Here is a 13,708-nt window from a genome sequence, read left to right on the forward strand (position 1 = left end):
GGCGGCCCACCACCGACTTCGACCGGCCCCGCACCGGCCCCCGCAACCACAGGCGCAACGCACGCCGAAACAGAACCCGACCCACCCGAAAACGCACGACCGGCGGAACCCAACCCGACCGCCCACCCTGCCGCTGCAGGCCGCTTTCCGGTGAGCAACACACCCGCCTCGCCGCAAGCCCCCGTCCCGGAGCTCCGCACGCCGCCGGCGGCCCACCCCACGATCCGGGCCAGCCCGCACCGGCCACCCACCACCACGAGTGTGACGTCCGCTGGAAAGAGGTCAGCCGTGGTTTGGTTGGTTGGGGGTGTGGGGGGAGTGGCGGCGGAAGTAGGCGACTGCGGTGATGGTCAGGGCCGGGCCCCACAGGAGCAGTGGGGCGTAGGCGAGGGTCATCACCCAGTACGCGGCGCCGCTGGGGGAGTCGGGGGCGCCCATGTTTTCCGGGCTGTTCCAGGTGAGGGTGCCTATGACGCCGACGGTGCACAGTACTGCCGCGCCCAGTAGGGCCGGGATCGTGGCGGCCCAGCGGTTGATCGGGCGGCCGCCCAGATATGGGATCCATCGTGGGACGACCTCGCCCCATCGTCGGACCAGGCCGAGGGTGAGCAGGGCGACCAGTTCGGCCAGGATGCTCAGGCCGACCAGGTAGAACGAGTAGCGGCTTGGGAAGTTGCTCTCGTGCAGGAGATCGTCCTGGCCGAAGCCGAGCGGGATGCCGGCCGCCCCCGCGATGCGCCAGAGCCCCGAGGGGACCGTGCTGAGCACCGCCACGTGCGCGGCCCGGACGGCGAGGCGGGAAGGGGCGGCCTGGGGGCGCACGTCGAGCGGACGGTGGTCCCGGTGGTCTCGGGTGGCCGTGGTGCTGTCGAGCATGGTGATTCCTTTCGGTGGTTGGTTCGGTGGTTGTTCCGGCTCGGTCAGCTTGTTGGGTGGGTGATTGGGCCGGCCATCGGCCGATGAGCGGATCCGTCGGGCGCGCGGTCGTTCGGGTCTGCCGATCGGCAGAGGTGGGTGGAAGCGGGGTGTGTCTAGGCTCGGGTGGACGGACGGCGTACACGTACACGGGTGACGAAGCGGGGGAGCGCGGGCGATGGGGAGTGTGCGTGGGGCCTCGATGGTGGCCGGCGTTGTTGGTGTCGCCGGGGTCGGGGTCGGGGTTGGTTTTGGGCAGAGTGTCGCTGCCGTGGTGCCCACCGTTGTCGCGTTCGCCGTGTTGGTGTGGGTGATCTGTGGGTGGGGGAGGGTTGCCGGGCGGTCGGTGGTGCTTGCCGCGGGCGGGGTTGGCGGGCTGTGTTTGGTGGGTTTGGTGGGGCAGATGTGGTCGGCGCCCGATGAGGCCGGGGTTTGGGGGCTCGGCCGGGTTGCGGTGTTGCTCGTGCTGGTGGGGGTTTGTGCGCGTGGGGAGGTCGGGCGGGCGTGCGTGGTGGCCGTCGTGCTGCTCGGGGCGGCCGTCGCGTTGTGGTCGGTGCCCCTGGTGGAGTGGCGGGGTGGGCCGTTCGAGGCGTTCGGGGCGGTGGTGTTCTGGTGCCTGCCGGTGGGGGTCGCGGTGGTGGTGGGCGGCTATCCGCGGGTGGTCGAGCGGCGGCGGGTGGACGCGGTCGCGGCTGCCCGGCGGGAGCAACAGCTCGACATCGCTCGGGATTTGCACGACTACGTGGCGCACGACGTGAGTGGCATCGTCGCGCAGGCCCAGGCCGCCCGGTTCGTCGGTGCCGTCGATCCGGGGCAGGCGCTGGTCGCCCTGGAACGGATCGAGCGGGCGGGCCTGGCGGCGTTGGCGTCGATGGATCGTATGGTCGCCACGCTGCACGTCGGCGATCCGGGGCGGGCCGCCTCCCGGGAGGCGTTGCCCGGGATCGACCGACTCCCGGAGCTGGTCGCGGACTTCACCACTCCCGGCGGCACCGGTGCGATCCTGACCATCGCCCCCGACCTGGCGTCCTGCGACGACTCGTCGGTGGTGCCGGTGTCCCGGGAGGCGTCGGCGACGGTGTACCGCGTCGTCGTCGAGGCGCTGACCAACGTGCGCCGGCATGCGCCGAGTGCCGGTGGCGTCGAGGTCGCGGTGACCACGACGACCCGCCTCGGCCGACCGGCCGTGGCCGTGCTCGTGGTGAACCACCGTGCCCCGCATGGCGATTCGGGGCGTCGCGTCGATGCGCCCGGGCGCGCCGGCGGGGGTGGTGGGCGCGGTCTCGTGGGGCTGCGTGCGCGGGTGCGTGAGGCGGGTGGTGAACTCGATGCCGGGCCGCACGGCGACGACGGGCCCGGGGGTTGGCGGGTCCACGCGGTGCTGCCGGCCCAGCCCTCGGTCCATCCGGCGATGCCGTCACCCATACCCGGCACACCCCACGAAGCGAGGATCGGTTGACCACGCGCATTCTGATCGCGGACGACCAGGACGACATCCGCAGCGGATTCCGGCTCGTGCTGGACTCGCAACCGGACATGGTCGTGGTCGGGGAGGCGGCCGACGGTGTCGCGGCCGTCGAGGCCGCCGCGCGGTTGCGGCCGGACGTCGTGCTCGCGGACATCCGCATGCCTCGGCTCGACGGGCTCGAACTGACCCGCCGGCTGGCCGGCCCCGATGTCGCCGCGCCCACGCGGGTGATCGTGGTGACGACGTTCGAGATCGACGAGTACGTACACACCGCGCTGCGCAACGGGGCCTGTGGGTTCCTGCTCAAGCGGTCCGGGCCGGCGTTGTTGATCGAGGCGGTCCGGGCGGCGATGGCGGGGGATACGTTGATCGGTCCGCAGGTCACCGTGCGGCTGCTGGATCATCTGTCGTCGGGCGCGGGTGCGGGTGCGGCCGCCGGGGCGACGCGACCGGCCGATACCGGTCCCGGCGGCGGTTTCGGCCCGGCCCACGACCCGCTCACCGCGCGGGAGCACGAGATCGTGCGGCTGATCGCCCGGGGGCACACCAACGCCGAGATCGGTGCCGATCTCTTCATCTCCGCCGGTACCGCCAAGACGCATGTGGCGAACATCCAGGCCAAGTTGGGTGTGCGCAACCGGGTCGGCATCGCCGCGTGGGCGTGGGCGAACGGCCATGTCGCTCCGGGTGGGCAGCGGTGACGGTGCCGCCCCGGCTCCGTACCGCTACAACCGCCCCGCCAGCTTCAGTGCCAGGTACATGTCCGTGACCGCCGAAGCCAGTTCGCCCGGCGGCGCGTCCACCACCGTGACGTTTCGGCGGCGGAGGTCGGCCGCCGTGGTGCGGCGTTCGGCCAACTCCTTTTCCGCGGCGGCGGCTTCGTAGACGGCGGTCGCGTCGCCTCGGTGCGCGGCCATGCGGGTGATCGCCGGGTCGGCGACCGCGGCCACGATCACCTCGTGTCGGGCGGCCAGTTGCGGGAGTACCGGCAGGATGCCTTCCTGGACGGCCTCCCGTTCCAGGCCGGTCATCAGCACGATCAGTGAGCGGCGCGGGGAGCGGCGGAGGATTTCCGCGGCCAGGCCGCGGGCGTCGGGTTCGACCAACTCCGGTTCCAGCGTGGACATCGCCTGGACGAAGGCGGGGAGTATCCCGTTTCGGGGCGCGCGGCGGACCTCGGCGCGGACCCGGCGGTCGTAGGCGAGCAGGTCGACCCGGTCGCCCGCGTGGTTCGCCACCGCCGTCAACAGCAGGGTCGCGTCCATCGCGGCGTCCAGGCGCGGGATGTCGCCGATCCGGCCCGCGGAGGTGCGGCCGGTGTCCAGGACGACCAGGATGTGCCGGTCGCGTTCGGGGCGCCACGTGCGCACCACGACGCCCTGGTTGCGGGCGGAGGCGCGCCAGTCGATCGACTTCGCGTCGTCGCCGGGCACGTACTCGCGGAGCGTGTCGAATTCGGTGCCGGCGCCCCGGGTGAGCAGGGCCGAACGGCCGTCGAGTTCGCGCAGGCGTTCCAGCTTGGAGGGGAGCAGGCGGCGGCTGGGGAAACCGGGCAGGACGCGCAGGCGCCACGGCACCAGATGCGAGCCCTGCCGGGCGGCCAGGCCGAGGGGGCCGACGGAGCGCACGGTGACCCGGTGGGCGTGCCGGTCGCCCCGGCGGGTCGGGGTCATCGTGGTGGTGACTCGGCGGCGTTCGCCGGCGGGTACGGCCAGGTCGTGCCGCTGCGTGGTGGTGCCGGTGCTCGGCGGCCAGGCGTCGCGCAGTCGGCCGCGCAGCGCCCGACCACCGGGGTTGGTCACGGTCAGTGTCACCTCGGCGGATTCGCCGAGCCGGACCGCGGTGTCGCCGGCGCGGGTGAAGGTCAGGTCGCGAACGCCGGCGGCGAGCAGCAGGTCGGTGAGTACGCCGAGCAGGAGCAGGCCCTCGACCACGGCGAGGCCGAGCAGCGAGGGCAGCAGCAGGCCGACCACCAATACGCCGATTGCCGCGGCCAGTACGGCGCGTCCGGTCAGGGCCATCGGCGGTTAACGCGGGACCGGGGTGTGGGCCAGTACGGAGTCGATCACCACGTCGGGGGTCACGCCCTCCATCTCGGCCTCGGCGCGCAGCCGCACCCGGTGTCGCAGCGCCGGCCGGGCCAGCGCCTTGACGTCGTCGGGGGTGACGTAGTCCCGGCCGGCGAGCCAGGCCCACGCGCGGGCGGCGGCGAGCAGGGCGGTGGCGCCGCGCGGGGAGACGCCCATGGCCAGCGACGGGGAGGTGCGGGTGGCCCGGCAGACGTCGACGACGTACGCCAGCACGTCCGGCTCGACGCGCAGCTCGGCGACCGCCCGGCGGCCCGCGGCCAGATCGTCGGCGCCCGCCACCGGTCGCACCCCCGCGCCGGCGAGGTCGCGCGGGTCGAAGCCCTCCGCGTGTCGGCGCAACACGGTGATCTCGTCGTCGCGTTCGGGCAGCGGGAGGGTGAGCTTGAGCAGGAATCGGTCCAACTGGGCCTCGGGCAGCGGGTAGGTGCCCTCGTACTCGATCGGGTTCTGCGTCGCGGCGACCAGGAACGGGTCGGGCAGCGGGCGCGTGGTGCCGTCGACCGAGACCTGCCGCTCCTCCATCGCCTCCAGGAGCGCGGCCTGGGTCTTGGGCGGGGTGCGGTTGATCTCGTCGGCGAGCAGCAGGTTGGTGAACACCGGGCCCTCGCGGAACGAGAACGCGGCGGTGCGCGCGTCGTAGACCATCGAGCCGGTGACGTCGCCCGGCATCAGGTCCGGGGTGAACTGCACGCGGGTGGTGGTCAGTTCGAGGCTGCGGGCGAGGGCGCGCACCATCAGCGTCTTGGCCGTGCCGGGCACGCCCTCCAGGAGCACGTGGCCCCGGCACAGCAGGGCGATCACCAGGCCGGTGACGGCGGCGTCCTGGCCGACCACGGCCTTGCCGATCTCGCCGCGCAGGGCTTCGAGGGCGTCGCGCGCCCCGCGGGTCTGCTCGGGTGCGCTCACGTCGTGCGTACCTGCCTTATCAGCGCGTCGAGGTCGGCGGACAGGGTGACGAGGGCCTCGTCGCTCTCCGGGATCGCACCGTACAACAGGGCGTGCACGTGTGCGGACGTGTGGTCGGTGCGGGCGGTGACGGCGGCGATCAGGGCGGCCTCGCCGGTGTCGCCGCCGAGCAGGCGCGCGAGGCGTTCGCGGGCGGCGGCGCGGAGCAGTTCGGCGGCGGTGTCCCGGGCCCGGCCGCGGCGGTACAGCCGGGCGCGGCCCTCGACGGTCTCCGCGGCGCGGACCACGACCGGCAGCGGTTCGGCCACGACCGGGCCCAGCCGGCGGGCCCGCCACAGCGCGAGCAGGACGGCGGCGACGGCCAGTTGGGCCGCGCCCCAGCGCCAGCCGGCGGGGAGCAGGTCCCACAACGAGTCGTCGGCGGGCGGGAGTTCGCCGCTGCCGGGCAGGTACCAGACCAGGTGCGGATGGGCGCCGAGCAGGTTCAGGGCCAGCGCGGCGTTGCCGTGCGCGTCCAGGCGGTCGTTGGTGAGCATGCTGCCGGAGCCGAGTACGACCGTGTCCCGACCGGGGCCGGCCGGGGCGAGCACCAGGGTGGGCAGCCCCGCGTAGGGGTAGCAGCCGGTGGCGGTCGGGAACGGGCCGATGTCGAAGCGCCCGCCGCCGACGTCGGCGCTGCCCGCGCGTTGCGCCGCCGGGAGCCGGCAGTCCGGATCGAGCTCGCGGCCGGAGGTGTCGCGGGCTGCGCGTACGCCGGGGGCCAGGGCGGTGAGCGCGGCCTCGTCGGGGCGGATCAGCACGGTGCGGGCCGGCGCGGCGGCGGCGAGGCGGGCCAGGTGCGCGTCGGTGACCAGGTCGGGGTAGGCCACCACGAGCGTGGTGTCGGGGCGGATCGCGCGCTCCGCCGCGTCGGCGGAGCGGACCGGTTCCACCTCGACGCCTCGGGCGCGCAGCAGTTGGGCCACCGCCTTGCTCCCCGCCTTCCCGGTCGAGCGCGGGTCCAGGCTGCCCTCGTGGCGGTCGCCCCGGATCAGCACGAGGGCGGAGACGACGATCACCACGAGGGCGACCAGCGCCAGCGGAACGCGCAGGCGGCGCCAGGTCTGCTCGGCGGTGCGGCCGAGGGGGGTGGGAGCGGGCAGGGTGGGGCCGAACGCGGCCGTGCCCGAGACGCCCGGGGCGGGGGAGTCGGGTGCGGCGGGGCCCGCCGGGTCGGCGCTCATCCGGGGATCCGTTCGGCGGCGCGCGGGCGGGCGGCGGCGCAGCGGGCGTCGAGGTCGCGCAGTCGGTCGTCCAGGGCCCGGTCGGCGGTCCGGCCGCCGTAGTGCACGTCGTCGAAGATCGCGGCGGCGGCGCGCAGGTCCGCGGCGACCTCGGGCAGCCCCCGGCCGCCCTCGACGGCGGCCTCGTCGGCGGTGCGGCCCGGGCGTACGTCCAGCACGGCGCGTTCCTCCAGGTCCCGCACGATCGCGCGGAAACGTTCCCGGACCGCCTCGTCCCAGCGGCCGGCCGCGGCGTGCGCGTCGGCCGCCGCGCGGTGTCGGGCGGCCGGCATCGGGCCCTGCTCGCCGTACAGCGGCGACTCGGCGCGCCGGGCCGCGCCCAGGGGCCCGAGCCGCAGCCGCAGCAGGACGAGCGCGGCGACCAGCAGGAGCACGATCACCGCGAGGCCGGTGTAGCCGCCGGGGGTGTTGTCGCCCGCCCGGGAGACCAGGTCGCCGAGGCGGTCGAAGAGCCAGTCCAGGATCCGGCGGACCGGATTGGGGTCGTCGCGGTGGTATTCGACCCGGGACAGCTCGTCCCGGGCGGCATCCCGCGCGTCGTCGCGCGGGATGTCCACCGGTTCCCAGTCCCGGGGCAGGAGCGGGAGCGCGAACGCGAGTCGGGTCACGCGGGCGTGGGTCCCGCGGCCGACCCGGTGCCGGTCTCCTCGTCCAGGACGCCGGCCGCGCGGGCGAGTTCGAGGTCGAGCGCCTCGCGGCGGATGCGCTGGTCGATGTAGAGCAGCGCGGTCGCGCCGGCCGCGAACGGGTACAGCAGCGCGGCGGCGATCACCGCGCCGACGCCGGTGATCAGCAGGTCGACGAACGTGGGGTCGGGGATGTCGGACGCCTTGGAGGCGGTGAGCGTCGTGAAGCCGTCGGAGACGAGCAGGAACGGCATCTGGATGATGCCGCCGACGATGGCCATGATCAGCCAGATCAGCAGCAGGATGCCGCACACGCGCCACCACGAGCCGGTGACGAGCTTGCGCGAGCGCTCCAGGGCCTTGCGGACCGTCTGCTTCTCCAGCATCAGGACGGGGCCGGCGAGGGTCAGGCAGACGTACAGGTAGATCGCCGCGACCACGCCGCCGATCAGGCCGGGGAGCAGCAGCAGGGCGCCGAGCCCGTCGGCGCCGACGGCGAGCAGGGCCAGACCCGGCAGAATCGCCACGAGCAGTGTGCCGACCGGGACCAGCCAGGTCGCGAAGGTGACCCCGAGCAGGCGCGGCAGCAGCGGGCGGACCGCCTTCCAGGCCTGGGCCGCCGACATGGACTTGGCGATCACCGCACGGCTGACCACGACGGTGAGCATCCCGGTGGCGGCGATCTGGCCGAGGGTGGAGACCACGATCGGCACGATCAGTACGGCGGAGGTGTCGCGCAGGTAGCGCCACAACTCCTCCCCGGTGGGTTCGTCGGAGAGGTCGCCCGGGGAGAACTCGCGGTTGAGCAGCCAGGTGGCCGGCACCTCGAGGCACTGGGTGAGCAGGGCGATCACGACGGCGATGCCGATCATGACCTTCCAGTGCGTACGCATCGCGGCGAACGCGCCGTCCAGGATCTCGCCGACGCTCAGCGGGCGCAGCGGGATCACGCCGGGCTTGGCGGCCTGGACGTAGGGGCCGTTCCAGCCGGGGGGCGCGCCCCAGAGGGGCTGGGTGCCGCCCCAGCGCGGGTCGGGTGCGGCGCCGGGGTGATCGGCGCCCTGGTGCGGGGGTCCCCAGCCGGCGGCCGGGCCCTGGTGCGGCGGCCCCCAACCGGCGGCGGGGGGCTGGACCGGCGCCCAGCCCGGTGCGGGGGCCTGCGGCGCGGGCCGGTCGGACTCCGGGCGGGCGGGCTTGTCGAGCGAGGTGGGTCCGCTCGGGGCGGCCGGTCCGCCCGGAGCGGTCGGCTCGCCCGGGGCGGAGCGATCGTCCGCGACCGGCGACCGGTCCGACGCGGCGGGAGCGTCCGCCGTGACCGGCCCGTCCGAGGACGCGGCCTCGCCCGAGGAGGTCCGCTCGGGGGCGGGCGCCCCGTCGGCGGCGGTCGGCTCGGGGGAGGTCCGCTCCGGGACGCTCGGCCCATCCGAGGCCGCCGCCCCGTCCGTGCCCGCCGGATCGTCCGAGCGCACCTCCGCGGTCGCGGCCGTCCCGCGCTCGGCGGCCGCCGGATCGGCCGGGGACGAGGACGGCGCGGCCGACGCCGGCTCGGACGCGGGCGGCGCCGCGTGCTCGGGCTCGGGCGCGGATCGGTCGGGTGACGTGGCGTCGTCCGCCGGGCGTGCTGCGTCCGGCCCCGGGGCGTCCGGGGTGGGCCGGCCGGGCGAGTCCGTCATCTCGATTGCGCTCCTCGTCCTGATGGGTGGTGACTCATCGTGGCATGCCCGTGTGGCCCCTTGGTGAACGGGCGGCCGGCGGATCCGGACGTCGGGCCGGGCGGGCCGGTCGGGTGGACAACGACGGGCGCCCGGTCGCACGTTCCGGACGCCGCCCGGCGCCGGCCGCGAGGGTCGCGTCGATGGCCCGAAACGTCCGTTGCGTGCCCGGTCGGGGCGGCGTACCTTCCGGCATCCGGGGTGACTCCGCACTCCCTGGGCATGCCAATAGTCAGAGAAAAGTACGTTTTGTCACCCGAGGACGCGGCCGGAATCGGTCGGATGAGTGCAGGTCACAATCCGGTAATGCGACGATGAGGCACATGAAGGGACGCGTCCTCATCGTTGACGACGACACCGCACTGTCCGAGATGCTCGGCATCGTGCTGCGTGGCGAAGGGTTCGAGCCGTCGTTCGTGGCGGACGGCGACAAGGCACTCCAGGCATTCCGGGACGTCAAACCGGACCTGGTGCTGCTGGACCTGATGCTGCCCGGCCGCGACGGCATCGACGTCTGCCGCCAGATCCGTGCCGAGTCCGGCGTGCCGATCGTGATGCTCACCGCCAAGAGCGACACGGTCGACGTCGTGGTCGGCCTGGAGTCCGGAGCAGACGACTATGTGATCAAACCGTTCAAGCCCAAGGAGCTTGTCGCTCGTGTGCGGGCCCGCCTGCGCAGAGCCGAGGAACCCACCCCGGAGCAACTGGTGATCGGCGATCTGGTGATCGACGTGGCCGGCCATGCCGTGAAGCGGGACGGGCAGAACATCGCACTGACCCCGCTGGAGTTCGACCTCCTTGTCGCACTCGCCCGCAAGCCCTGGCAGGTGTTCACCCGCGAGGTACTGCTCGAACAGGTCTGGGGATACCGACACGCGGCCGACACCCGCCTGGTGAACGTCCACGTCCAGCGGCTGCGCTCGAAGATCGAGCGTGACCCCGAGCGTCCGGAGACGGTGGTCACGGTGCGCGGGGTCGGCTACAAGGCGGGACCGGCCTGACCTTGAGATCGTCCCGGTGAGCACCGCGCAGCGGTCGCCCTCCCCGTCGGCCTGGTCCCTCGCCCTGCGTCGTGTGCGCGGCGGCGTGGGCCGGGTCATGGCGCTGTGGAACAGATCGATCCAGTTCCGCGTCGTGGCCACCACCCTCGTGCTGTCCGTCGCCGTCACGGTGCTGCTCGGCGTGGTGGTGGTCGGTCAGGTCCGCAACGGCCTGCTCGACGCGAAGGTGGCCTCCGCCCGGTCCCAGGCCCAGGGCGGCTTCGCCGATGCCCGCGCGCAGGCCGACGAGATCGCCACCAGCCCGGGCCGGCACGTCCAGGTGCCCACCGGCATGCCCGCCGGCACGCCGGCCACCGGCAACCGGGTGAACACCGGCGACTGGCTCAACGCGCTGGTCAAGCAGCTCTCCAGCGGCGGCCAGGGGGTGTACGACGTGGCTGCGACCAGTCAGGACACGGTGGACAGCCCACCCGGGTCCGGCCGCAGCCCCCGCGCGTCCGGCGACGTGGTCCCCGACGACAGCGTGCCGGCCGAACTGCGCCGCGAGGTCGGCCTCAAACACGGGGTGGCGCTGCTCCAGTACACCCAGATCGTGCGCGAGGGCCAGCACGGCGAGGGCCCGGCGGAGACCACCCGCGAGGCCGGCCTGGTGGTCGGCGCCCAGTTGGAGGACCCCGACGGGGGGTCGTACCAGCTGTACTACTTCTTCTCCTTCGGTCCCGAGGAGAAGACCCTGGGCCTGGTGCGCAGCACGCTGGCCACCGCCGGGGTCTTCCTCGTGCTGCTCCTGGTGGCGATCGCGGCGCTGGTGACCCGGTGGGTGGTCACCCCGGTGCGGATGGCGGCCCGGATCGCCGAGCGGTTGGCGGCGGGTCGGCTGGAGGAGCGGATGCGGGTGGTCGGCGCGGACGACCTGGCCCGGCTGGGCTCGTCGTTCAACAAGATGGCGTCCAACCTGCAGAACCAGATCAGACAGCTGGAGGAGTTGTCCCGGGTGCAGCGCCGGTTCGTCTCCGACGTCTCGCACGAACTGCGCACCCCGCTGACCACCGTGCGGATGGCCGCCGACGTGCTGTTCGAGGCGCGCGAGGACTTCGACCCGGCCACCCGGCGCTCGGCCGAGCTGCTGCAGAACCAGCTGGACCGGTTCGAGGCGCTGCTGTCGGACCTGTTGGAGATCAGCCGGTTCGACGCGGGCGCGGCGGTGCTCGATGCCGAGCCGGTGGACCTGCGCGACCTGGTGCGTCGGGTGGTCGAGGGCGCCGAGCCGCTGGCCGAGCGGCGCGGCAGCCGGCTCGTGGTGCGCGCGCCGGACAAGCCGTGCGTGGCCGAGGTCGATCCCCGGCGGATCGACCGGGTGCTGCGCAACCTGGTGGTCAACGCGATCGAGCACGGCGAGGGGCACGACGTGGTGGTCACCGTCGCCGCCGGCGAGGACTCGGTCGCGGTGGCCGTGCGCGACTACGGCGTGGGCCTCAAGCCCGGCGAGTCCTCGCTGGTGTTCGCCCGGTTCTGGCGGGCCGACCCGGCCAGGGCGCGGACCACCGGCGGCACCGGCCTGGGCCTGTCCATCGCGCTCGAGGACGCGCATCTGCACGGCGGCTGGCTCCAGGCCTGGGGCGAGCCGGGCGGCGGCTCGCAGTTCCGGCTGAGCCTGCCCAAGACCGCGGGCGGCGAGCTGGTGCGGTCCCCGCTGCCGTTGGAGCCCGAGGACTCGCGGGCCAATCGGGGCCTGGGGCCGGCGGGCTCGCCGTATCGGCGCGGCGTACGTACGGCCGGTTCCGCGGGAGGCAGTCGATGAGGCGGATCACCCCGTTCCTGGCCCTGGTGTGCGTGCTGTGCGCGCTCGGCGGGTGTGCGTCGATGCCGCACAGCGGCAGCGTGCGCGAGGCGGCCAAGGGCGGCACCAAGGACCAGGGCCCGGAGCAGCAGGTGCGGGTGTTCGCCGTGCCGCCCAAGCCCGGCGAGCAGCCGCACGGCATGGTGGCCGGCTTCCTGGAGGCGGTCACCAGCGACGAGCCCGACTACACCACCGCGCGCGCCTACCTGACCCCGGAGGCCCGGGCCAAGTGGGTGCCCACGCGCGAGATCGTGGTGCTCAACACGATCGCGAAGATCGAACTCGTGGCCGGCGCCGACGAGCGGACCTATCGGGCCGAGGTCTCCGGCACCCGGGTCGGCACCGTGGACAGCCGCAACGCCTACCAGCCCGAACAGCAGGCGGGCGCGCCCTACCTGGCCACCCTGCAACTGCGCCTGGGCACCGACAACCAGTGGCGGATCGCCGACCTGCCCGACGGGTTGATCCTGTCCAACGCCGAGTTCCACCGGATCTACCGGTCGGTCAACACCTACTGGTTCGCCACCTCGATGCCGCTGGGCCAGGACGTCCTGGTGCCCGATCCGGTCTACCTGCGCAGCCGGGTGGGACTGACCTCGGCGCTGGTGCGGCAACTGATGAACGGCCCCACCGACTGGCTGCGGCCGGTGGTGGAGAGCGCCTTCCCGGCCGGCACCGAGCCCGCCGACCGGGTGGTCTCGATCGAGGACAACCGGACCGCCCGGGTCCAGCTCAACCGCCAGGCCAGACTCGCGCAGGGCAAGGGCTGCGAGCGCATGGCCGCCCAACTGCTGTTCACGCTGCGCCAGGTCTCGGGGGTGGACTCGGTCTCGATCACCGGCGGCGGCGCGCCGATGTGCCTGCTCTCCGACGAGGACGCCGCACGCTACGACCCCGCGCGGGCGGCCAAGACGCCCGGGGCCACCGGCTACTTCATCGCCAAGGGCGGCATGGTCAACGTGGTGCCCGGCGCGAACGGCAACCCGCCGGCGCTGCCGGGACCCTTCGGCGACGGCACCTTCAAGGTGGACCAGATCGCCGTCTCGCGGGACCAGTTCCGGCGGCGGATCGCGGGCATCGACACCGGCGGGCGCAAGTTGTGGGTCGGCGACGTGGACGGTCACGGCGAGGCCCAGGAGTGGCTGAACACCACGCCCGGGTCGCTGTCGAGCCCGACCTGGGACGGCCGCGGCGTGTTGTGGGCGCTGGATCGCACCAGGAACGCCGAGCAGGTGTTGGCGCTGTACGAGGACGAGCGGCGCCAGGTCACCAAGGTCGCGGTCGACGTGGAGGGCATTCCCGCGGCCCGGATCACCGACCTGCGGTTGTCCTCGGACGGCGTGCGTGCGGCGCTGGTGCTGAACACCGGGCAGGTGCTGGTCGGCCGGGTCGAGCGGCGCGTGAGCAACGGGGTGCCGGCCATCACCATCGCCGCGCCGCGTTCCGTGCTCCCCTCGCTGGTCGAGGTCAAGGCGATCTCGTGGAACGGCCCGGACCGGCTGGTGGTGCTCGGCAAGGAGGGCCAGGGCGCGCTGCAGCCGCAGATCGTCGACATCGACGGCGGCATCTCGATCTCGGTCGCCTCGGTCAACGGCATGCTGCACATCGCCGCGCCGGACGGCGCCGACCAGCCGCTGCTCGCCGACTCCGGCGAGCAGAACATCTACCAGCTGTCCCAGGGCAACAACTGGACCAAGGTGCACAGCGGCACGTACCCGGTCTATCCGGGGTAGCGCCCGCGCCCGGGGCCGCCCAGGCCCGAAGCCCGTCCGCCACGGCGCGCCATGACCGGATCGGGTGGTTGCGCGTGCGACCGGTCCGTTTCGGGGCCGGGCGTGCGAGCTTGGGGGCATGGAACGGCGTCGGG

At 73.9% G+C, this 13,708-nt stretch carries 11 protein-coding genes; 5 read left to right on the plus strand and 6 right to left on the minus strand.

Annotation, left to right across the window (positions count from 1 at the left end):
- Positions 1-282: 282 nt before the first annotated feature.
- Entirely contained in the window at positions 283-876 is a 594-nt protein-coding gene (locus EMA17_RS48155; protein WP_126643580.1) for a hypothetical protein, read from the minus strand.
- 493 nt (positions 877-1,369) lie between these two features.
- On the opposite strand from EMA17_RS48155, the gene EMA17_RS48160 reads away from it, so the two are divergent.
- Positions 1,370-2,374: a sensor histidine kinase gene (locus EMA17_RS48160; protein ID WP_371863240.1), complete on the plus strand. Its 1,005-nt coding sequence runs from the start codon at positions 1,370-1,372 to the stop codon at positions 2,372-2,374.
- The gene (locus tag EMA17_RS48165; protein ID WP_126643582.1) at positions 2,371-3,084 is read left to right on the plus strand and encodes a response regulator; all 714 of its coding nucleotides are present in this window, start codon (positions 2,371-2,373) and stop codon (positions 3,082-3,084) included. Before EMA17_RS48160 ends, EMA17_RS48165 begins: the two co-directional genes overlap by 4 nt.
- 24 nt (positions 3,085-3,108) lie before the next feature.
- On the opposite strand, the gene EMA17_RS48170 is transcribed toward EMA17_RS48165, so the two are convergent.
- From EMA17_RS48170 to EMA17_RS48190, 5 genes are read right to left on the minus strand one after another with little or no spacing between them, the layout of a single operon-like run.
- Entirely contained in the window at positions 3,109-4,404 is a 1,296-nt protein-coding gene (locus EMA17_RS48170; protein ID WP_126643583.1) for a DUF58 domain-containing protein, read from the minus strand.
- A gap of 6 nt (positions 4,405-4,410) precedes the next feature.
- Positions 4,411-5,379, minus strand: coding sequence for an AAA family ATPase (locus EMA17_RS48175; RefSeq protein ID WP_126643584.1), 969 nt, complete (start codon positions 5,377-5,379; stop codon positions 4,411-4,413).
- Positions 5,376-6,602 carry a DUF4350 domain-containing protein gene (locus tag EMA17_RS48180; protein WP_126643585.1) on the minus strand — a complete coding sequence of 409 codons (1,227 nt, stop codon included), beginning with the start codon at positions 6,600-6,602 and terminating at the stop codon, positions 5,376-5,378. Before EMA17_RS48180 ends, EMA17_RS48175 begins: the two co-directional genes overlap by 4 nt.
- A complete protein-coding gene (locus tag EMA17_RS48185) occupies positions 6,599-7,270 on the minus strand; it encodes a DUF4129 domain-containing protein (protein WP_126643586.1) in 672 nt (223 codons plus the stop codon). The genes EMA17_RS48180 and EMA17_RS48185 overlap by 4 nt, the downstream gene beginning before the upstream one ends.
- Positions 7,267-8,961, minus strand: a complete 1,695-nt coding sequence (locus EMA17_RS48190; protein ID WP_126643587.1) for a hypothetical protein — start codon at positions 8,959-8,961, stop codon at positions 7,267-7,269. The genes EMA17_RS48185 and EMA17_RS48190 overlap by 4 nt, the downstream gene beginning before the upstream one ends.
- Positions 8,962-9,323: 362 nt before the next feature.
- On the opposite strand from EMA17_RS48190, the gene mtrA reads away from it, so the two are divergent.
- Genes mtrA through EMA17_RS48205 form a run of 3 tightly spaced genes read left to right on the plus strand, consistent with a single transcriptional unit; the run spans position 9,324 to position 13,574 of the window.
- Positions 9,324-10,001 carry an MtrAB system response regulator MtrA gene (gene mtrA / locus EMA17_RS48195; RefSeq protein WP_026219725.1) on the plus strand — a complete coding sequence of 226 codons (678 nt, stop codon included), beginning with the start codon at positions 9,324-9,326 and terminating at the stop codon, positions 9,999-10,001.
- 16 nt (positions 10,002-10,017) lie between these two features.
- Positions 10,018-11,802 (plus strand): MtrAB system histidine kinase MtrB, encoded by a 1,785-nt coding sequence (gene mtrB / locus EMA17_RS48200; RefSeq protein WP_371863241.1) that lies wholly within the window; start codon positions 10,018-10,020, stop codon positions 11,800-11,802.
- Positions 11,799-13,574, plus strand: coding sequence for an LpqB family beta-propeller domain-containing protein (locus EMA17_RS48205; protein ID WP_126643588.1), 1,776 nt, complete (start codon positions 11,799-11,801; stop codon positions 13,572-13,574). Before mtrB ends, EMA17_RS48205 begins: the two co-directional genes overlap by 4 nt.
- The last annotated feature ends 134 nt before the right edge of the window (positions 13,575-13,708 follow it).

The sequence above is a fragment of the Embleya hyalina genome, from assembly GCF_003967355.1.
Classification (GTDB): Bacteria; Actinomycetota; Actinomycetes; order Streptomycetales; family Streptomycetaceae; genus Embleya; species Embleya hyalina.